Source organism: Aeribacillus sp. FSL K6-2848 (assembly GCF_038004325.1).
Taxonomy (GTDB): domain Bacteria; phylum Bacillota; class Bacilli; order Bacillales; family Aeribacillaceae; genus Aeribacillus; species Aeribacillus composti.
This window is the reverse complement of the sequence record NZ_JBBOQQ010000001.1, coordinates 679,987-699,985: the sequence shown is the minus strand read 5'-3', so window position 1 is coordinate 699,985 and position 19,999 is coordinate 679,987. Positions and strand designations below refer to the sequence as shown.

Annotated in this window: 18 protein-coding genes and 3 pseudogenes; 14 read left to right on the top strand and 7 right to left on the bottom strand. The window is 41.2% G+C overall.

Features of this window, described 5'->3' with window-relative positions:
* Positions 1 to 184 precede the first annotated feature (184 nt).
* Positions 185 to 1,777, bottom strand: coding sequence for a sigma-54 interaction domain-containing protein (locus NSS70_RS03525; protein ID WP_063389275.1), 1,593 nt, complete (start codon positions 1,775 to 1,777; stop codon positions 185 to 187).
* A 682-nt stretch (positions 1,778 to 2,459) separates the two neighbouring features.
* Between NSS70_RS03525 and NSS70_RS03520 the strand changes: the two genes are divergently transcribed.
* Both NSS70_RS03520 and NSS70_RS03515 read left to right on the top strand, forming a co-directional pair.
* Complete coding sequence (locus NSS70_RS03520; RefSeq protein ID WP_311066873.1) at positions 2,460 to 3,098, top strand: Bax inhibitor-1/YccA family protein; 639 nt, start codon at positions 2,460 to 2,462, stop codon at positions 3,096 to 3,098.
* 419 nt (positions 3,099 to 3,517) lie between these two features.
* On the top strand, positions 3,518 to 3,865 hold the full coding sequence (locus NSS70_RS03515) for a hypothetical protein (protein WP_327856578.1): 348 nt from the start codon (positions 3,518 to 3,520) through the stop codon (positions 3,863 to 3,865).
* A 150-nt stretch (positions 3,866 to 4,015) separates the two neighbouring features.
* Here the strand turns inward: NSS70_RS03515 and NSS70_RS03510 are convergent, their stop codons facing one another.
* From NSS70_RS03510 to NSS70_RS03495, 4 genes are all read right to left on the bottom strand, one after another.
* Positions 4,016 to 4,897, bottom strand: a complete 882-nt coding sequence (locus NSS70_RS03510; RefSeq protein WP_340880940.1) for a LysM peptidoglycan-binding domain-containing protein — start codon at positions 4,895 to 4,897, stop codon at positions 4,016 to 4,018.
* A gap of 627 nt (positions 4,898 to 5,524) precedes the next feature.
* Positions 5,525 to 6,130 carry a TetR/AcrR family transcriptional regulator gene (locus tag NSS70_RS03505; protein WP_082829347.1) on the bottom strand — a complete coding sequence of 202 codons (606 nt, stop codon included), beginning with the start codon at positions 6,128 to 6,130 and terminating at the stop codon, positions 5,525 to 5,527.
* A 310-nt stretch (positions 6,131 to 6,440) separates the two neighbouring features.
* A complete protein-coding gene (locus NSS70_RS03500) occupies positions 6,441 to 7,187 on the bottom strand; it encodes a YkgJ family cysteine cluster protein (RefSeq protein ID WP_242009327.1) in 747 nt (248 codons plus the stop codon).
* A gap of 255 nt (positions 7,188 to 7,442) precedes the next feature.
* Complete coding sequence (locus NSS70_RS03495; protein WP_339194251.1) at positions 7,443 to 8,030, bottom strand: TetR/AcrR family transcriptional regulator; 588 nt, start codon at positions 8,028 to 8,030, stop codon at positions 7,443 to 7,445.
* 131 nt (positions 8,031 to 8,161) lie between these two features.
* Here NSS70_RS03495 and NSS70_RS03490 point away from each other — a divergent pair, with 131 nt between their 5' ends.
* Together NSS70_RS03490 and NSS70_RS03485 are read left to right on the top strand one after the other, a co-directional pair.
* Positions 8,162 to 9,154, top strand: a complete 993-nt coding sequence (locus tag NSS70_RS03490; RefSeq protein ID WP_340789611.1) for an NADPH:quinone oxidoreductase family protein — start codon at positions 8,162 to 8,164, stop codon at positions 9,152 to 9,154.
* 399 nt (positions 9,155 to 9,553) lie between these two features.
* Positions 9,554 to 10,740 (top strand): annotated as a pseudogene (locus NSS70_RS03485) (transposase); the annotation flags it as partial.
* A 252-nt stretch (positions 10,741 to 10,992) separates the two neighbouring features.
* On the opposite strand, the gene NSS70_RS03480 reads toward NSS70_RS03485, so the two are convergent.
* Both NSS70_RS03480 and NSS70_RS03475 read right to left on the bottom strand, forming a co-directional pair.
* The gene (locus tag NSS70_RS03480) at positions 10,993 to 12,084 is read right to left on the bottom strand and encodes an NAD(P)-dependent alcohol dehydrogenase (protein ID WP_340880939.1); all 1,092 of its coding nucleotides are present in this window, start codon (positions 12,082 to 12,084) and stop codon (positions 10,993 to 10,995) included.
* A 752-nt stretch (positions 12,085 to 12,836) separates the two neighbouring features.
* A complete protein-coding gene (locus tag NSS70_RS03475; RefSeq protein ID WP_340880938.1) occupies positions 12,837 to 12,980 on the bottom strand; it encodes a YjfB family protein in 144 nt (47 codons plus the stop codon).
* 250 nt (positions 12,981 to 13,230) lie between these two features.
* Between NSS70_RS03475 and NSS70_RS03470 the strand changes: the two are divergent.
* The 10 genes and pseudogenes from NSS70_RS03470 to NSS70_RS03425 all read left to right on the top strand — a co-directional run.
* Positions 13,231 to 13,599 (top strand): annotated as a pseudogene (locus tag NSS70_RS03470) (ATP-binding protein); the annotation flags it as partial.
* A gap of 89 nt (positions 13,600 to 13,688) precedes the next feature.
* Entirely contained in the window at positions 13,689 to 14,858 is a 1,170-nt protein-coding gene (locus tag NSS70_RS03465; RefSeq protein WP_340880937.1) for an IS256 family transposase, read from the top strand.
* Between the two features lie 358 nt (positions 14,859 to 15,216).
* Positions 15,217 to 15,534, top strand: a complete 318-nt coding sequence (locus NSS70_RS20760; protein ID WP_445290577.1) for a hypothetical protein — start codon at positions 15,217 to 15,219, stop codon at positions 15,532 to 15,534.
* A gap of 391 nt (positions 15,535 to 15,925) precedes the next feature.
* Positions 15,926 to 16,411: pseudogene (locus NSS70_RS03455) on the top strand (aldo/keto reductase); the annotation flags it as partial.
* A 53-nt stretch (positions 16,412 to 16,464) separates the two neighbouring features.
* A complete protein-coding gene (locus NSS70_RS03450; RefSeq protein ID WP_340882597.1) occupies positions 16,465 to 16,659 on the top strand; it encodes a hypothetical protein in 195 nt (64 codons plus the stop codon).
* Positions 16,660 to 16,761: 102 nt separating this feature from the next.
* Positions 16,762 to 17,139, top strand: a complete 378-nt coding sequence (locus NSS70_RS03445) for an FAS1-like dehydratase domain-containing protein (RefSeq protein ID WP_340880936.1) — start codon at positions 16,762 to 16,764, stop codon at positions 17,137 to 17,139.
* Between the two features lie 93 nt (positions 17,140 to 17,232).
* Positions 17,233 to 17,559 (top strand): TfoX/Sxy family protein, encoded by a 327-nt coding sequence (locus NSS70_RS03440; protein WP_340880935.1) that lies wholly within the window; start codon positions 17,233 to 17,235, stop codon positions 17,557 to 17,559.
* Between the two features lie 5 nt (positions 17,560 to 17,564).
* Positions 17,565 to 17,711, top strand: coding sequence for a hypothetical protein (locus tag NSS70_RS03435; protein ID WP_340880934.1), 147 nt, complete (start codon positions 17,565 to 17,567; stop codon positions 17,709 to 17,711).
* Between the two features lie 399 nt (positions 17,712 to 18,110).
* Positions 18,111 to 18,590, top strand: a complete 480-nt coding sequence (locus tag NSS70_RS03430; RefSeq protein ID WP_340880933.1) for a DUF6323 family protein — start codon at positions 18,111 to 18,113, stop codon at positions 18,588 to 18,590.
* Positions 18,577 to 19,941 (top strand): DUF6179 domain-containing protein, encoded by a 1,365-nt coding sequence (locus NSS70_RS03425; RefSeq protein ID WP_340880932.1) that lies wholly within the window; start codon positions 18,577 to 18,579, stop codon positions 19,939 to 19,941. Before NSS70_RS03430 ends, NSS70_RS03425 begins: the two co-directional genes overlap by 14 nt.
* Positions 19,942 to 19,999 lie beyond the last annotated feature (58 nt).

The window sequence follows — 19,999 nt, the reverse complement described above, 5'->3', positions numbered from 1 at the left end:
CACTCAAATATCTGTGCAAATTTCGTGCCAACTCGAAAATGATTTGTGTATTTTTTATAAATTTTTTAATAGCCGCGAATATTTGTAACAAAATCTTCAATGTTTTTTAGATCGTTTTTTATTCATTTGCTGATGTAAATCAGGAAAAATTGATTATAAAACAAATCATATCTAGATTTTTTGATTAGTTTTCTAATCGTATGTGAAATTTTTTCATTTTTTGTACAATGGCACTTTGGCTAATTCCTAAAAATTTCGCTGCGGCTCTAGTCGTACCATGCTTTTTAAGTGCATCGATAATAAGGGAGCGTTCAAGCTCCGCCACAGCTTCCTTTAAAGTTTTAGGCTTTGAAGCCGGGAAAATCTGTTGTATGAAAGGAGGAAGGTCGCCTACATCAATTGTGTCGTGAAAGGTAGTCACAACCAGTCTCTCAACTAAATTCGCAAGCTCCCTTATGTTCCCAGGCCATGAATAGTTTGTCAGCCACTCAATGCATTCCGGGGTCATTTTTTTATTTTCATTATATTTTTTATTAAATTCCTTCAAATACATTTCTAATAAAGGAACAATCTCTTCCTTCCGCTCCCGTAAAGGCGGGACATCAAAGGTGACAATATTCAGTCGATAATATAAATCCTCACGGAACGCCCCTTCCCTTACTAGAGATGCAAGATCTCTATGAGTTGCTGTTATGAGTCGTACATCGACTTCTCTCATTTCAGTAGATCCTACTCTCATAAACCGGTTTTCTTCTACAACCTTTAGCAGCTTAACTTGTAATTCTAACGGCAAGTCTCCAATTTCATCTAAAAATAACGTCCCGCCGTTAGCCTTTTCAAAAATGCCTATTTTCCCTTCTCTCAAGGCCCCTGTGAAAGAACCGGGTTCATAGCCAAAAAGTTCAGCTTCTACTAAATGTTCAGGAATGGCGCCGCAGTTTAATTCCATAAAAATTTTATTGCTTCGGGAGCTTCTCGAATGAATATATTTCGCAATTAAGCTTTTTCCTACGCCGGTTTCTCCCTGCAGCAAAATTTTTGCGTCAGTTTTGGCGACTTTGTTCGCAAGCTGGAAAATTGGAAAAGTAGAAGGACCGATAACAAGATTTTGAAAACCCGTTTGTTCAGGAAAAAGCGAGTTTTGCGAAATTTTTTGATACGAAAGCTTTTGACTGTCCAATTCATGCTTCAAACGAATCAGTTCTGTTATATCTCTTACACTGTTGACGACATACATCACTTCATTGGAAGAAGAAAAAACAGGTGTTGCAGATACAATAATTTTCCTCTCATTGCGAATGGTCTGTATAAGAGTGACCGGCTTTTTCGTTCGAATCGTTTCTAAAGATGCAGATTTGGAAATAATCCCTTGTTCAACCAAATGGCTCATATGCTTCCCTTTCACTTCTTCTTCTTTGATCCCGGTAATCCGTTCATAAGCTTTATTGATAAACAGCGTAATCCCTGAACCGTCTGTTATATAGACACCGTCATATAATGAGTTAAGAACGATCCGGCACAATTTGCTCTGAAAAAAAGATTGGAATTGAGAGTAAGAGATCGAATGCTGCTCAAGACTTTGTACAGGAGCATTCGTTAAAATAAAATGACGAATCGGTTTTGTTAATTCTCCTTGCTGAACGGCTCCAAATAGCGACTCAAGTGTTAAATAGCCTGCAAATTCACCGGATTCGTTAAATACTTCCACTTCATTAACGCCAATAGGAAAAATTGAAATCGCTTCCTCAACCGACATATCGGGACGAAAGCTAGTCATAAAATTCCCTCCTAATGCCACTTTGCAACTGTTTACATTGATTAGTTTTAGTATAAACGATTAGAAAAATGATTGGTTGTTTTCTGACTTAGCAAAAAGCGCAAGCACCTTCCAACTTCTAGCATAAAGGCGTTTTTTGCCGCTGCGGCAACGGTTTGGTTTCGAGGGCTAATCGCTGGGGCCAGCGTTTCGAAAAAGTTTCCGCAGCTTAAGTTTCTAGATAAAAAATTAAAAAACGTGCAGGTTTAATTGGTGCACGCTTTTATGCAATTCAACAGATCATGACAGGAAGGCTGAACAAAAGGCAAAAGCAGAAATCAGCCTTTTGTTCAATTACACAGATCAAAACAGTTTCTTAAAATATTAGAACCTTTCCTTGATTCGAAAAGCATCAGCAGAAACTTGCCGCTAAATCGTGTGAATGGCTCGATTCCATTTTCCAATATTGACATTTGCAAGCTCACAATGCTTTTCTTCGAGAAAGGTCGAGTCCAGTAGAATAGTTGATTTCTAACTTCCCGCTTCTAAAGGATGCAAAAAAATGAACATTGTTTAAACAAAATCGAATTTGCAAAGACTTGAATTAAAAAAAATGAATCCTTGCATAAAGTTAATCGTAAATTATATCAAAAGAATAAAACATTAACCGTTATATCGAAGATCAAATTTGCGGGGGGAAACAATGTATACGCACGCTACGAATAGAAGACAAATGCCCAGTGTTTTAAAGTCGTTTGCCGTTTCTTTGGCTATCGCCATGCTAGGAATGGCAGCGGGAATATATGTGCCGCCATCACTGTTTTTGCCTCTTGCCATAATTGAACTTGGCATGATTATTTTTGCATTCTTTTTGCGCAGAAAAAAAGCTATTTCTTATACATTTCTATATAGTTTTACGTTTATTTCAGGGATTACAGCCTATCCAATGATCTCGCATTATGTTTCAACAATCGGCGCGCACGCGGTCATTATGGCACTAGCCGCCACAACCGCTGTTTTTACTGGATTAGCTGTATATGCAACTGCAACAAAACGAGATTTCTCATTTCTTGGCGGAATGTTATTTTCTGCCCTGCTCGCTTTTCTGATCATTTATGTTCTTAATCTTTTTTGGCCGTTGAACTCAGGCGGCATGCTCGCATTTTCCTTCATAGGAGTATTAATTTTCAGCGGCTACGTATTATATGACTTTAATCGAATGAAGCATTACGGTGTTCATCCAGAAGAAGTGCCGTTAATAGCCCTAAATCTATATTTAGACTTCATCAACCTGTTCATTCAAATTTTACGAATCTTTGGCATTCTTTCTTCAAAAGATTGAAGGAGAGCTAAAAAAAGAAAGCTGCTTGCAAAAATTTCGGGTATTTAAAAATTTGTAGAACCGGCGCAATTTTTATTTCAGAATCATCTAGTGCCGGTTCTTCTTTTCACTCGTTAGGAAAGCTTTTGCGGTTCCTTTTTTTTTTCATTTTACTTTTGCTTGCTGCTCTCCTTTTTTGTCCTTGCAACAAGCCTAATATTTCAGCATGTTTGTTCTTTTTGCCCAGCGTTTCACTGCAAGCTTCAAACGCGTTTGCCCTGTACGGCTGACGGTTACGTGCAGCTGAAATTTGCTGTAATCAACTCTTTTTGACAAATACCCGATTTGAGTATTTTCCAGAATTATTCCAACTTACATTTTTACCTATAATCTTTTATAATAAAAAATATAGTGAAAAGAAAGGAGGCAGCCCTTTTCGTATGGAAGACGTTGCATTAAAAACAATTTTGCAGGCGCTGAAAGAGCATTCTGAGCACATTGATTCAAGATTTGATCATCTTGAAAAAAGAATGGATGGCTTAGAGGCAAGAATGGACAAACTGGAATCTAGAATGGATAAAATGGAATCTAGAATGGACAAGCTGGAATCAAGAATGGATAAACTGGAAAACGATTTGCAATCTTTTAGAAAAAACGTGGATGAACGCTTTACACGCTTAGAGAAAAAATTGGAAGGGATTCGCGCTGAATTAACAGACGCACAAGAAACCCTCGACTTCGTGTCCAGCAAAACATTGAAGCATGAAAAAAAGCTTAGACAATTATAGCTTAAGTTCTCATCTTCCAAAAATCGCTGCAATATTTTTTCCTTTCCTTTTCACCTTCAGTTTCTGCATCTTTAGCCTTTTTGACAAAACGTAATAATCAAAAAATAAAAAGGGCGCCAAAAAGAAGCTTTCGGCACCCGTATTATCTAGTTATTTAATTGTTACTTTTACTTGTTTACGTCCGAATTGGATCGCATCTTGTTCAGTAGGCATATGGATATCAATTTTTTTGCCGCGGATTGCACTGCCCGTATCAGCAGCAGTATATGTCCCGTATCCTTCTATATATACTTTGCTTCCTAACGGTATAACACTTGGATCTACAGATACAACTTTTGAGTCTTTTGTTAATACAGTTCCATTTGCTGTTTTATTTCCTACTAAAGAATATGCGGTGGCTTCCATTGTAATCGTTTCGCCAGCATCTTTCGCTCCGTTATCTTCTTGAGCTTTCGTTGCAGTTTCTCTCGCTTGAACTTCTTGCTTGCTGACAGTTTGATTAGAGCTGTTTTCCTCTTTAGGTGAAGAAGACGTTGCTTCTACTTTTTTTAAACTCTTTTCATTCGCAGCATATGTACTGGTTTTATTTGCAGATGCTGTGTTTTTATCATTCGTCGTTGTTTCTTGCTGTACGACTGGTTTGTTCACTTTCTTTTCTACTGTACGTTCCTCTTTCGCTGCTTGATCAATTATTAAAACATCACCAGCAAAAATTAAATCGGATGTTAAGTTATTCGCAGATTTTAGTGACGAAACGGTCACACCGAATTGATCGGCAATACTGCTTAACGTATCTCCAGATTTGATTGTATATTTTATTTTTTCACTTACGACTAATTCTTGATTTGGATAAATCGTTTCAGTCGTTAAGCCGTTCCATTCTTTTATATCTGCCACTGATACATTATATTCTTTAGAGATTTCCCAAAGAGAATCACCTTGTTTTACCTTATATGTTTCAGCAGAAGCTTGACCTACAAATGGAAGCGAAGTCGCTACTGCAGCTGTAAAAGCAATGATTGTTTTTTTCATGATGAAAAATCCCTCCTTTTCCCTACGACGACATCATAGCAATTTTATGTAACAATAGCTTTGCAAAAAGATATTAAATAGATAACAGTTGCTTTTCAAAGAAGAAAAAAATGTAAAATTTCATACTAATATTTAGGAATTTTTCACTTCAGTTACTGTTACACCAGTGCATAATTCCTTCTCTTCTGATTGCTCAGGCAAAATATAAGCCTTGCCATATTTTCGCTTAAACCTCACTTCACTGCTATTTCATCCAGTCCTCAAATAAATTGGTCGTGTTATATATGGAGGGATTTTCAGACATGAATTGATAGCTTATCATTCTTGATCTACATTGATTGGACAGTCGATCTTTATCCAAACCGATCTATATGTCATAAAATCTCGAAAACCAATCGTTATACACCATTCTAGAAAAACAAGGAGACGGTGCTCAGACCAACCGACTCAGTGCCATCATCATGGATATCTCTGGTAAAATAACGAAAGACATGAACCTCCATTTTTGCTAGGAGATTCATGTCTATTTCAAAAGGCCGATTTCCCCTTCCTTGACTTCAAAGTTAAATCCCTTTAATGCCGTTTTCGCTTGTTTTGGGTATGTGTAGGTTAATTGTTTGATCTCAATCATTCCTCCACCAATCCTTTCGCCAGCCATTTCGCTTGAAGCACTAACGCTTCGGCAAACTTCTCCCCTATCTCATCGCGGTACAAAAGCTGCAAAAAGAAGCTGCGTATGACCGCGACGATTGTACGTGGGTTTTCTTTTACCATAACTCCTTCGTCTTGCCATTTTTCAATAAGAGGCACAAGTGCATCTTCATCCTCTGTCGTATGATGGTCAGCATATTCCGGCGGTAACTTCCGCATTAAAAGTTCATATTCTTTTCGATCAATCATCAAGCGCAAAATCGGTTCTTGTTCGATCAACTTTACAGCTTGTACTAACAAATCTGCCAATCGTTCTTGCGTTAATGGCTTCTCTGTCCACTCAACTAGAAGCATTTCTCTTAATTTTCGTTCCTCCATTTGAAACACTTCATAAAACAACGCTTCTTTGGAGGGGAAAAATAAATAAAACGCTCCTTGTGAAATGCCAGCAGCTTCAGTCAAAGCCGCAACAGTTGTTTTTTGTATCCCGTATTGACGAAACATTGCTTTGGCTGCTTCTAATAATGTTTGACGTATCGTTTCCTTTTCTTCCTCACGAAATTTACGTGGGCATCGAATCACCTTCTTTATGTTTATATGAATATTTTTATTTTATATTCACAGCAAGTGTGAAAAAATCAAGAAAAATATTTCTTCAAGAATGGGGCTGTCTAATAAGCGTTTTTTCGGCTTATTGACGGCCCCCTTTTATGTTTTAGAAACGTTGATATATCATCGATGTTTATGATTTTTTGTTTTCAATAGGGATTTGACTTTCTAAGACAGCTCCTTCTGTTTTTTTACCATATTTACTAAATTCTATTTCATTTTTTCACCAAAGCATGAAGAAAATTCTCTAAGCTGAATTTGTCCAAAATCTGACTTCTTTTTTTCAAGACTTATTGCACAGCTCTTCTTTTAACAGCTTCGGTAAATAATCGATATGAAATACATCATCTGGAAAGGTGATTCCTAAGTCTTCATCTTCATATAAAAACTCTTGAAGCACCTCATTTAATGCCGTCATATAAAATTCATGCAAAAATTCGTAGCTGAAGGTTTCCCGAGGCATTAAAGATTGCGCACACACATTCGGATGGCAATAATTTAAATACGTGCGGCACGGAGTCGGTCTGACCTCGTAAACTTTGCAAGTATTGGACGACCGATCTAAAAATGGACAGCTCACTTGTTCAGAAATGTACTTGAATTTAAATTGAGGATCTTCATGAAAATCGATGGAGCATACTTTTTCCAGTTGCTCCTTGTTCGATTCAAAATAATTGAACAAATGTCCAAGAATATCCTGTTTTTGTTCTTCTGGCAGGCTTTGAATATATTGCAAAATTAATTTGGCTTCCAAGCGCGTGGTAATAATCGGAAAATAACAACAATAAGCACAGCCTTTAAAACAGGAAGGTTGTATATTCACTTTTGTTTCAATTTCTTTAATTTGGGAATCTATTAATTTTAAAAGTGCTGTAAATGTTTCTAGAATAATTTCGGAAGCACTTTCGTTTTCTGAGTTTTCTAAAATATGATCAATCGTGTCATAAAACAGCTGCTCATCCGGAATATAATGTATATTAATTGTTTCACAGATTTTCAACATGTCTTCGTAGGTTAAGCGATTATCCAAAAGACTTCGACTCCTTGCAACAATGTCTTTTCAATATCGTAAATCATCGCCTGCAAAAAATCCATCAGGTACATCTTTTAAAATTTCAACAACCAAAATGCACCTTTAGCCGTCAAACCGCTTCCAATCAGCCGCTTTCTACAAATGATTCGATAATTTTAACATTCGTTACAGTCCCAGTTTGTCTCAAGTACATTCAGGTGCTGAGCGCTGGAATATGTCTATTTTCAGGAGATCATACCCAAAAGACTTTCCTTATTTTAAATATTTTAAAATTAGCTCATAGCAAGTTTTCTTATAAAACTCATGAAGATGATCTTCATCACGCATTAACCACTGAATGAGACATCCATCGATGATCGAGCGAATCATTTTGGAAGCTGTATCGACATCAATGTCAGCTGAAAACGTTCCTTCCTCTTGACCAAGAGCAACAATGTCGCGGCCGATTTTCCAGCAGTTTTCATAAAACTTGAGATTTATAAGCCGATATTGTGGATTTCGGCTCGCTTGTGCCATAAAATCAAGGTACACTTTGTAAAATTTTTTATTCTTTTTTGGATCGATAAAAACAGAATGGATATAAGCCTCTAATTTATTTATCGCTGCTGTCTGCTTACTAACCGCTTTATACTCTTGTTGATAAATGCGATCCGTCACCCATTCCAGCAAGCTTAAAAAAACATCCTCTTTATTTTCAAAGTAATAATTCGTAACCCCTTTGCTTACACCTGCATAATCAGCAATATCCTGCAATGTTACCGTTTCGTACCCTTTATCTGAAACAGCTTGAAAAGCAGCCCTTAAAATTTGTTCTCGCCTTTCTTCTGCTTTTTTCTTCATAAAAACACCCCTCGAACTTCGGTCATAACGATATTATACATGAATTTTTGACGATAAAAATATTTTGACCGGTCAGAATAATTTTGTTATCGTAAAAGCAAGAATATGAAAAACAATAAGGGGGATGTCGAGTGGACCACTTCAAAGCGTTAGTAGTGAACAAAACGGAGACAGATTTTTCAGTGAAAGTACAAACCATTTCCATGAATGACCTTCCAGAAGGAGATGTCGTCATAAAAGTTGCTTATTCCAGTGTCAATTATAAAGATGGATTAGCTTCCATTCCGAATGGGAAAATTGTAAAATCGTATCCGTTCGTACCAGGTATCGATCTAGCCGGCACTGTTGTTTCTTCTAAAGATCCGCGCTTTAAAGAGGGAGACGAAGTTATTGCAACAAGCTATGAAATCGGCGTGACACATTACGGCGGCTACAGCGAATACGCCCGCATTCCTGCAGATTGGATTGTCCCTCTTCCAAAAGGATTGACACTAAAAGATGCTATGGCTTTAGGAACAGCTGGATTTACGGCGGCATTGTCTGTCCATCGTTTAGAAGAAAATGGATTAACTCCTGACAAAGGAAAAGTACTCGTTACAGGAGCAACCGGCGGAGTCGGAAGCATCGCAGTTTCCATGTTGGCAAAACGAAACTATCATGTTGTCGCAAGTACAGGCAAAGAAACAGAACATGAATATTTACGCGAGCTTGGCGCAAAAGAAATCCTTTCTCGCGAAGAAGTTTGTCCAGAACAGATCCGTCCGTTAGATAAACAATATTGGGCAGCAGCCGTTGACCCTGTAGGCGGGAAAACCCTTGCCGCAATCCTTAGCAGAATTCAATACAACGGCTCTGTAGCAGTCAGTGGGCTAACTGGAGGCAGCGACGTTCCAACGACTGTCTTCCCATTTATTCTACGCGGAGTCAACCTGCTTGGCATCGATTCGGTCTATTGCCAAATGGAATTGCGAAAACAAATTTGGGAGCGAATGGCCGCTGATTTAAAACCTGATAAATTACTAGAATCTATTGCGCAAGAAATCACACTCGATCAGCTTCCTGACGCATTATCGAACATTCTAAAAGGCAAGCTGCGCGGCAGAACGGTTGTAAAGCTCTCATAATACTCGCAGCTTTTTCTGGGTTTTGATTGAAAATAGTTCCCTTTTTGAAACGGGAAATCGGTATTTAAAAAAATTTTTTAGTGAATTGATGACAAAAAGCTCAGCATATGCCGAGCTTTTTGTCTGTCAACAGTTCTTAAAAAAGTTTGTAACTCATTACCAGCAACTAATCCGCAGCTTTTTTTAGATAAATTATTTCTTTTAGTTCGGTCTCAGTATTTTTTTATATTCGGCAAAAAAAAGCCAGCCCATCAAAACTATATTTTTTATATGAGCATTTTGCACATTTTTCAACCCAAGAGCCATAAGGTTTTCTAAAGCAAAAAAAAAGGACTTCACCCCTTATTTGTAGAATTTTGAAGTGACTAAAACACAAAAATCCACAAGGAGGAAGTCACTTTGTATATTCTACAAGAAAGTCTATTTTCCTTTGAAGAATTGCAAATTTTAGAGTCAAAAGAGAAATTACCGATCTTTTTTAGTGCTCTAGATTTGCGTCCTTATGCTAAACAATTGAAAAGTTCTTCACCCCAAGGGGCTGAAGGACATTCCAAAGAAGGGATATTAAGGGCTCTTATCGCTGCCCCATTAGAAGGTATTGATACTTTTACTTCTCTTCACAATCGATTGAAAAATGACCTGCGTTTTCGTTACCAATGTGGTTTAGATATTAGCAGGCCTGCACCATCCATCTCTACTCTTAGCCGAGTATTTTCTTCACTAACCAAAACTGGACTCGTGAAAAGAATCTTTCAAGATCTCGTCCAGTTAGCTCAAGAGGAAGGAGTAATTGATGGAAAACATCAGGTATCGACAGTGCCGCCATTGATGCTTACGAAAAGAAGCAGCCTAAGAAGCGAAGTGAACAAACAGGCAACGCCAATTGGGGGGCAAAGTTTGATTCCTTCGGTAATAAAATTACTTGGTTTGGCTATAAGATGCATCTTTCCGTTGACACCAAATGTGAATTACCAATGGCGATTGAAGTAACCCCTGCTCATATCAACGATGGGGATGTCGCACCACAATTAATTGAACAAGTAAAGAGTTGTACAAACTCTAAAATTGATTTCCTGATAATGGATGGTGGGTACGACCAGCTTAAAAACTACGAATCCGCCAAGAACATTGGGGCTCAAGCTATTATTCCACTCAATTTGCGTAATGAAAAGGAGCCTCCCGAAGGAATTGCCTCCAATGGAACCCCACGCTGTTCTATGGGGTACGAAATGACTTATTGGGGAGCCAATAAGGACCAGCTCAAATTCAGATGTCCACACGCAACCGGAAAAGTGGATTGCCCATTAGGAATGGCAGCCTGTTCATCCTCCAACTATGGAATGGTAGTAAAAATTAACGTGAATAAGGATCTTCGCCGGTACTCTAATCCACACCGCGATTCCAAACGTTGGAAAGAACTTTACAATGAGCGAACCAGTGTAGAACGGTGCAATTCAAGAATGAAAAGTTATCTTACAGCGAACTCCCTGCATGTGTGGGGAATCGATAAAGTAAAAACTCATATTTACTTGAACGCCATCGTATTACTGGTTTCAGCTCTCGCAATGGCAAAAGAGAGTAAAAGCAACAAACCGCTTAAAAAATTTTTAAAGCGAAAAATTCTGCAAGTACGCCCAAAAAAGGACAAACAGAATATTTGTAAACCAAAGATACAAAATACCCCAATTTATTTGGGTTTCTTTTAAAACTCTTTTTAATAAAAATCTAATTTTGCAAAATGCTCACATACCAAAATCCCACAGAATTCTTAAAGTATTTCTGCGGGATTATATATTAGATTTGATCTTTAAACTTCAAAGAAGTGCTTGTAGAAGCAACTATTGTGCGATTATTAAGATTGGTTTGATGGTGAACCCATTCTTGGAATCTTCAAAGGCTTTGTTAATATCGTCAAAATTGTAAAAACGGACTAATTTATCAAACGGGAACAGGCCTTTTTTATAATAATCAACCAATTCAGGGATGAACACTTGCGGTACTGCATCTCCCTCAATCACACCCATCATCGTTTTCCCTTCTGCCATCAGATCATTGTGGACATCGAGGGTCATTTCAGGTGTAACACCTACAATGGCAACTTGTCCAAGCGGACGCAATGCTTGAAGCGATTGGCGGACAACAACAGGTACACCGGTCGTTTCAACGGCATAATGAGTGCCGCCATTCGTAATCTCTTTAATGTTTTTCACAATATCGACTTCTTTGCTATTTAATGCAGCAGTAGCTCCTAATTCTTTCGCCATCTCCAAACGATTCGCATGAATATCAATAGCGATGATATGTTTGCATCCGACGATTTTGGCTGCCATAATCGCGCTTAACCCTACAGCCCCACAGCCATAGACGGCAATGGAAGAACCGAACTCCGGCTTCAATTTATTTAAAACCGTGCCAGCCCCCGTTTGAATTCCGCAGCCCAACGGTCCTAATAGAGAGATGTCGACCTCTTGATCCACTTTCACAACGTTTCTCTCATTTGCAATCGCATATGCGGAAAAAGAAGATTGGCCGAAAAACGTTGATATTCCTTTGCTATCCTGATGAATCCGATGATTTCCGTCTTCATCCGTTCCGCCGAAATTCAAATCATTAAAATTGACGCATGTCGAAGGATGACCGGTTAAACAGTTTTCACAATGGCCGCAGGAAGCATAAGAAATGACAACATGATCTCCCGGCTCCACAGTTTTTACACCTGATCCGACTTTTTCTACAATTCCGCTGCCTTCATGTCCTAAAACAACGGGAAACGGTGTCAACCCCATATCTCTCGCAACTGCATCCGTATGACAAACTCCGGAAGCCACCACTTTAACTAATACCTCATTCGCCTTTAATTCGGATAGCTCCACTTCTTCGATTTTAAAGTCTTCCCCTTTGGTATGAATCACTGCCGCTTTTGTTTTCATGAGAGTATCCCTCCTGTTCGTTTGTATGTATGCCCATCAAAAAAATTTTATGAGGATTTGTCTTTAATATTGACAAGATGCTTGTCATTTATAATCGATCTCATGAAAAATTAACTTTTACATCTCACGCGAGACCCTGCTTCGGAAAAACACTCTTGAACGTACAAAAGAGCGGCAATTCCATAATAGCAAGTGTTTTTTTATGATTTGTTTTTAGGTGCTAATTCAACAGCCTGCCTGATGGCTTCAATCTGTTGTTCGGAAAATTTGTTCATGAACTTTAAAGTCATTTTTTTGCTTGTTATTCTCCTTTTTCCCTTGTAAGATTCTTTTACTCTTCCTGATATGAGCATTTCCTCTTTATACTTTCAATGAGCCTCAGGCCTTGCGCAAACCACATAAAAATATTCTCCTTCTATACATCTGGCAGAAAAAAGGGAGGCACTCGACATAAGCTCTTATCAACTTTTTATCAGCGGTAGTAAAATTTGTTCCATCTTCGGACAATGCTGCATCGCCATCTTTGCACCACACCTTTATCTTCGTTGTTTCTATTACTGTTTTTTTAAACTTTTTTCCTTTCTTAATGAAGGCTGCTGAATCCTTAATAATCTTTTTTTGGATGTTGTCGTTCAGACAGCTGCTGCCAGCAATCAGCGACTCGTAATTCCTTAAAAAGAAAAAACAGCTGCAACTCAGAAAGAAATTCAGGTTGCAGCTGCTTTTTCAAAGGAAGAAGATCTCAAATCTTTTTATCCTTTCAAGTCAACAGTGTTTCCAAGATGAAGCTCAAGAGAGACGGCAGGCTGTGATCCTTTCAGCATTTCTGCAATGTTTTTCCCATTTTGTTCAGCGGTGTTCATGGCCAGCTTTAATACCGATAGACTTGAAATCAAGTTCGATCTCTTTCCATGTCAACGAATTTGTGGTAAGATGTTGTTGAATATTCATGCGACTCTCTCCTCCTGTTTGATGGTGTGAACAATGATCATCTTACCAGGGAGAGAGTCCTTTTTTCATGTTTCCTGCTTGGGATCCTACCGCGCTTTGCTTGGTGGCCCCGATGAGGGGGATTGCGAACCTACGTTCCCAACCCCCTCATCGGGGAATTCTAAGAATTTCTCCCACAAACATTTTACTCACACTATCCTTTTTCTCGGTCCGCCGGGGATTGGAAAGACACATCTGGCGATTTCGATTGGAATGGAGGCGATCGCAAGAGGGTATAAAACGTATTTTATTACCGCCCATGATTTGGTCACTCAGTTAAGAAAAGCCGACCAGGAAGGAAAGCTGGAAAAAAAGCTTCGCATGTTTGTGAAGCCAACCGTTCTCATTATTGATGAAATGGGGTACTTAAAACTGGACCCAAACAGCGCCCATTACTTATTTCAGGTCATCGCCCGTCGGTATGAACATGCCCCGATTATCCTCACCTCCAACAAAAGCTTTGGGGAATGGGGAGAAGTTGTGGGAGACTCGGTATTGGCGACCGCGATGATGTATAAAAGTTTGTGTAAAGCATTTTGCTAGACCAAAAGAAAAAAGGTAGGGTATTCTCTGATTTAGCCATAACACATTCCAGAGAAAGGAGTACCCTACCTATGTCTAAAAGAAGTATACCGAATGTCGACTGGGCAAATCAACTGGAAAGTGTTATTCGTCAATTTGTGAAAGAAAAATTAGAGCTGATTATGCGGGAAGAAATGAAAAATTTCCTCGAAATCGAACAGGCTGGAACACCGAATATGAGAAACGGCTACTATCAGCGAAATCTAGATACGCAATATGGCCGGATTGAGGGTCTTTTGGTTCCAAGAGACCGAAACGGGGAATTTCAAACACAGTTGTTTGCCCCATACCAACGGCACACCGGCTGGCTGGAGGAAGCAATCATTAGGATGTATCAAAGTGGCATGAGTACACGGGAAATTGGCAAGTTTATCGAACGAATTCTAGGAAGCACCTATTCTCCTGCGACGATCAGCCGGATTACCGATGTCGTGAAGGAAGACATCGAGAAATGGCACGCTCGTCCACTACACCAGCGTTATTCGGTCTTATATTTGGACGGCTTGTACGTGAAACTTCGCCGGGATACGGTAGAGAAAGAAGTTATTTATGTGGTATTGGGGGTGAACGAAGAAGGGTATCGTGAAATTCTTGATTTCTTCGTAGGCGGACAAGAAAGCGCCTATGTATGGCAGGAGATTCTCCAACAGCTCTACAAAAGAGGCGTCAAGGAAGTGCTTCTTGGCGTCTTCGATGGCCTTCCGGGGTTGGAGGAAGCCTTTAAGGCGGTGTATCCGAAAGCCGATGTGCAGCGCTGTGTCGTGCACAAAGTCCGCAACACCCTCAGCCGTGTTCGGAAAAAAGATCAATTCGAAATGGCGGAGGACCTGAAACTCATTTATCGTTCTCCGAATAAAGAAATCGCATTGGAGATGTTTCAACAGTTTCAATCCAAATGGTCTCACAAATACCCAAGGGAAGTCCAATCGTGGGCCAATGAGTTGGATGTTCTCCTCACATTTATGGACTATCCGAACAGTATTCGAAGTGTAATTTACACGACAAATGCCATCGAACGAACGATCAAGGAGATTCGGAAACGTCTAAAACCGATGAACAGTTTGAGCAGTTTAGAAGCCGCGGAAAAAATCGTGTATTTGACCATTCAAGATTTTAATGAGAAATGGGCAGAGCGAAAGTTGCGAGGATTTGCCGAAGCGCAGGAAGCCCTCCAGCGAATGTTTGAAGAACGTTACAATTAACCAAATACTGTAAATAACAAAGTAAGGGGATGCTCCCTTTCCGCACAGGAGACAGAATATTCTGTCTCCTGTGCGGAGGAAACCGACTCCTTATCCATTCTAAATCCATTCAGAGATACCCTATCTATCTTTCATTACGAGCTAATTGCGCTGTCCGCAATAACTTGTCCCGCAAAACTTTGCGAGACCTGTCAAAAAAAATTTCCCCCATTTTTCGATGTAAAAATAGAGGAAATCATGCTTTGAACGGAGCAGCTAAAAAAATTCCCCCCAGGCGAAAAGGGCATAAAAAATGGATCCCCTTTGGTGTAAAATGAAATTATCACAAAATCACTAAACACCCAAAGAAGGGATCCATATGGCTATTATACCACAACTCAGCTTATTTTCGTGGAATGAAATTGAAGAATTGGGAGATTTGGAACGGCTCCGTCTGGTCCTCGAAAATATGCCGGATGAAGCATTCATGAAAAAGCTCGAAAAAGAACGGGGAAAAGGAAGGGACGAGTATCCGGTCCGGGCGATGTGGAATGCTTTATTGGCAGGCATCGTCTTCCAGCACGAAAGACGCCCATTTCCAATATTGTTACCCATGTTTTTGGTTTGGACGAGTTGCAAACCGCTTTCGAGACGGCCATTGCCGCAAAAGATACGGTCAAGGTCGTCATTGACTTGACAAAATAATCATCGGGTTTCTTAGGAAGAAGTCCAAGAAATGGCGGAAAAAGAAGCGGATCTTTGCCTAAGGATGATTCCGCCTGGCGGGACGCAAAATTTTCACGAAGACTTGGCTTTGGTTTTTTCAAGGTCCGCACAATCGTGATTCAGTCAATGGCGAGATCATTTGGAAACATCATTTTCCCCGCCATCCGGTTGTGATCAGATGACGCCCGCAGGGATCGAGTATCATGGATTTCCGATCTCCAACCGATGGCTGTTCCGATTTTTATGGAAAGATGGATTGCGTCTTCTCCGGTGCGGATCCGAATTGGCATCTGTCTAACAATCCATGTAATGGATGGTTGCTGAAATTGCGGGGGAAGGAAATATGGGAACGAAAGAAGGGGATTGATAGGAACAATCAAGTGCGGCTTGGCAAAACGGATTTATATGTCAATCCAATCTGTTTAGATACGAACGCCGTCGCGGGTTACAATTTATTTCCAAATTCCGATGAAGAAGCGGGCAGACAAGTGGTTCGAATCATTGAAAACGGGATCAATTTTATCGATACGGCCTTTTTATATGGCTTTGGACGTTCGGAAGAGATCATCGGCAAAGTAGGAAAAGAAAGCGGAAATCGGGGAGTTTTAGTGATTGCGACAAAGGTGTCGCCGGGTGGTGAACGATAACTCCCCTTCCTTTTTGCGTAAAGAAGTTGAAAAAAGTTTAAAGCGCCTGCGGACCGATTATATTCGTCTGCTCTATATCCGTTATCCTAACCAGGATACGCCAAAGGATGAAGCGGCCGGTGCATTGAAAAGGCTTAAAGAAGAAGGGAAAATTCAGGCAATCGGCATTTCGATTCATTTTCTGTGGAGAAAATCGATGAGATGCGATCCAGCCGAGGTTATTGCTGCTGGGAAAGGTTGCGGATTTTCCGGTCATGTTGGGCGATCTTGACCGAATGGAAATCGACGGTTTCTTGCGTTTCGATAAGTTCCATGCGGATGTTGTTGATTTTGGTTTCCAGGCGATCGAATCGTTCGTTCATTTCATTTTCCAGCCGATCGATTCTGCTTTCCAATCGGTCTTCCAACGCTTGCATCCGCTTATCCATTTCCGCAAATTTCTTTCATGATTTGGCAAAAAAAATGCAAAAGTTTTCCTGTGAAAGACGAAGAGTGAATGGTCATTCAATGCTATAATAGAAGAAAAAGATTACGTGAAAGAGGGGAGAGGAATGAATATTCAAACGGGGGACAAGTTTTCCTGGTCGAGGACCTTCACGGCGGAAGACGTCCTGCGGTTCGGCGAATTGACGGGCGACCAAGGAATCCACCATGTCCGGCCGGACGATCAAGGCCGTTTGATGGTACACGGGCTGCTGACGGCCAGCATCGGGACAAAAATCGGCGGCGATTTGAATTATATCGCCCGGGAATTGAAGAGCGAATTTATCCGCCCCGTTTTTACCGGCGACACCATTACTTGTGAAGTCATCATTGAAAAGGTCGAACAAAAGGAGGGATACAAAACGATCGAAATGAAAGCGGAATACCGGAACCAATACGGGAAGGTGGTCATGTACGGATCCAGTTCCGGGATCATAAGAGAATAGGGGTTTGAAGAAGAATATTGCGGGAAGGATATTGCTATGTAAGTGGTGAGCCGGCCACTCGAAAAAAGATCATATTGCGGAGGGAAAATGGGAATGGCTTCAAATCCGGAATTTGTCCAATATGTTTGTGATCAGATGTGGGGCGCGGGAAACATCACCTATAAAAAAATGTTCGGAGAGTATGGCATTTATTGCAACGGAAAAATCATCGGATTGGTATGCGACAATCAATTTTTTCTCAAACCGACCGAAGGGGGCAAAAAGGTGCTCGGCGCCGTCATCGAGGAACCGCCGTACGAAGGCGCGAAACCCTATTTCAAAATCGATGAAATCGACGACAGAGAACTTTTGGAAACGGCGGCCAAAGCGACGTATGACGAACTGCCGGAGCCGAAGCCGAAAAAGAGAAAATCGGGCTAGGATTATTGCAAGGTTATCCGTTCTTCGGCGGGAAAGACGGCCGTATGGCCAAAGAAAGCGCGGAAAAACGGCGGTTGATGAATGAAATTTATCCGGCCCTCCTGACCGGCCAAGAAAACGGGAGAACGTTTGATGGAACCGATTCGGAATAGGCGGATCTTCCGGGCATAAGGGAGGGTTTTTTTATTCGGAGGTTTCCTGGTGCGGCCCTTACGGATGCGGATGAGTGGCACCGGAACCTTTTTTGTCCGAAAGGGACGGATTCCCAAAAGTTGCGAAAAAAGAAGGGGGCACGCTTTCCTTTAACGAAGATCCGCATTCGCCCATCCGGACGCCGAATTTTCCACAAACCTTCGGTTTTGACTGTTGGAGGCAAAATCCAATGGCACCCGAATTTGGACAAAAGACTCCAACCCGAACGGATTGCTTTTTCGGATCAGCGATGTTAAAATATAAATGTTAAATATGTTTAAATACACCCATTATACCATAACACATTCTTTCGTTTTTGTCAATACATTTTTCGAAAATTATTGGAGGTGATCCTTTCCATGCCGTTGGAAATCCTGAATATTTTTTCCCCGTTGATCCAAAAAAAGCCGGTGGAGGAGATCCTCAGCTGCAATTCCATGACCGTACGGTACGGACTCGTTCTCACCGAGCGGGATGCCGTTGATTTGCTGGAAACGGGAGACCGGGCATTAAAAAGCAACGGCCGCATCGAATTCGGCGGAGGCGTCATCCCGAAAATCATCGCGGAATTCTGCGATTCCCCGTATCTCACGAAGGACGGTTGGATCGAAACCCTCCGGGAGCTTACCGAACTGTTTTATTACTTCAAAAATGAAACGATGGATCTCATAAGCGATGATAATTTGATCGCATTCATGAAGGAACAATTTGACGGCAAATGCCACGGGTCCCCCGCTTTGCTTGCCGATGCCCTTGATTCCTTTGCCCGGCGGATGCGGGACGGTACGGATCCGGATCGTCCGGAAGATGAGATGGGGGTTGACGATGACGGATATTGAAAAACGCCGCATCATGGACAGGACAAACTTGAGCGGCGAAACCTACTTCCTTTCCCTTTTGCAAGCGGGGCATCATTATGGGTTTTTGACCGATTCCGATTTGGAAAAGATCCAACGGCAGTGCCTTGAGTTATTGGCGGCTAAAGCGGACGAATGGAGCCGCGGCAAAAGCAGCTCGATCCGGACGGAAAGAGCGGAAAGCATCATGAAATCCAACTTGTACACCATCGGCTTGTATCTGAAGACATTGCCCGATCCGGAAGCTGCGGTGCAGGAACTGAAAACGGCAACGGTCAAGGACATGTATCAAAAAGGGCGGAAAATCCTCGGCGCAAAACTTCATACCGCAAAACATTTTTATCATCTGGTTTTAAAGAACAAAATCGTCACCGTCAATGAGGCGTATAACGCAACCCTCGGCAAAAGCGGCATCGGGATCTTTTTCAACACCTACAATCCGGATTTTGAAGCCCACGAAATTCCGGCTTCCATCGATTATCAGCTTTGCCGTCCCGTTACGGACTTGGCCGGGGTCGAGTTTATCCAAAAATATCTCGAGAATGTTTACCTGGAAAATGAATTTTGCCGGCATTTTGCCGCGGAAGACATCCATCATTTGCTCAGCGGCTATGATGAAAATTATCAACATTTGCTGATCAATATTTTTGAACAGGTGCTGACGGGGGCGATCGGCTGTTTGTTGGCGGGAGGGAATGTCCGGAAGTTGGAAATTAACCCGGAAGAAGTCCGCGCTCTCCAGGAGGAACTGTCGGGGGATGAAGATCGGGCCATTGCCTGCAAAATCCGGAAGGCAGCGGGCGATTTGTCGGAACTGGAGAATTTAACAAGGCCTTCCCTCCGCGACTATATCGAAAAAAGCCTGCCGAAGATCACGGCGAATATTCTCCATGCCGTCAGGACGAACACGCTCGATAAAACCTTCGTTCCCCCGCTGCACCCGGAACGAAAGCCAAGCATCCGATTTTTCTCCAATGCGAAAATGGCCGATGAAGCGTACAGGGAAATGATTGCCGAGTTGCTGGTGTGCCGCTTTTCAACGGATAAGCTTGCCCTGATACGGGAAAAAGTGAAAGCTTTCGATGATCTGGAAGACGTATTGCTCGACGCGCGTCTGAGCGTCAAAGAGATCCTTTTGCTTTTCGATTCCCTCGGAGACATGGAAATCGCCGCCCTGATCAAAAGGCATCCGTTTCACTCGGACGTTCAAGCCGTGGAGGTATCCGAAGCGGAAAAGACCTTGCGTTTCTCGTTAAAAACTTTTTTGGAAAAGCTTCCGTCCGAAAGGCGGGAACGGATCCTGTCGCTGGCGGACCGTTTGGCTGAGGAATGACAATTGCCATATGCAAAGACGATCTCCCGTTGAAAAAACACAAAAGATGGTAAATTAC

What these genes read in the sequence shown, in the direction of transcription:
- NSS70_RS03440 (WP_340880935.1), top strand. Translation starts at nt 17,233, where the DNA reads ATGGCTTCAAATCCGGAATTTGTCCAATATGTTTGTGATCAGATGTGG.
- NSS70_RS03495 (WP_339194251.1), bottom strand. Translation starts at nt 8,030, where the DNA reads ATGAAGAAAAAAGCAGAAGAAAGGCGAGAACAAATTTTAAGGGCTGCT.
- NSS70_RS03520 (WP_311066873.1), top strand. Translation starts at nt 2,460, where the DNA reads ATGTATACGCACGCTACGAATAGAAGACAAATGCCCAGTGTTTTAAAG.
- NSS70_RS03430 (WP_340880933.1), top strand. Translation starts at nt 18,111, where the DNA reads ATGCCGTTGGAAATCCTGAATATTTTTTCCCCGTTGATCCAAAAAAAG.
- NSS70_RS03480 (WP_340880939.1), bottom strand. Translation starts at nt 12,084, where the DNA reads ATGAAAACAAAAGCGGCAGTGATTCATACCAAAGGGGAAGACTTTAAA.
- NSS70_RS20760 (WP_445290577.1), top strand. Translation starts at nt 15,217, where the DNA reads ATGGCTATTATACCACAACTCAGCTTATTTTCGTGGAATGAAATTGAA.
- NSS70_RS03450 (WP_340882597.1), top strand. Translation starts at nt 16,465, where the DNA reads ATGTTGGGCGATCTTGACCGAATGGAAATCGACGGTTTCTTGCGTTTC.
- NSS70_RS03525 (WP_063389275.1), bottom strand. Translation starts at nt 1,777, where the DNA reads ATGACTAGCTTTCGTCCCGATATGTCGGTTGAGGAAGCGATTTCAATT.
- NSS70_RS03515 (WP_327856578.1), top strand. Translation starts at nt 3,518, where the DNA reads ATGGAAGACGTTGCATTAAAAACAATTTTGCAGGCGCTGAAAGAGCAT.
- NSS70_RS03510 (WP_340880940.1), bottom strand. Translation starts at nt 4,897, where the DNA reads ATGAAAAAAACAATCATTGCTTTTACAGCTGCAGTAGCGACTTCGCTT.
- NSS70_RS03465 (WP_340880937.1), top strand. Translation starts at nt 13,689, where the DNA reads ATGTCTAAAAGAAGTATACCGAATGTCGACTGGGCAAATCAACTGGAA.
- NSS70_RS03445 (WP_340880936.1), top strand. Translation starts at nt 16,762, where the DNA reads ATGAATATTCAAACGGGGGACAAGTTTTCCTGGTCGAGGACCTTCACG.
- NSS70_RS03425 (WP_340880932.1), top strand. Translation starts at nt 18,577, where the DNA reads ATGACGGATATTGAAAAACGCCGCATCATGGACAGGACAAACTTGAGC.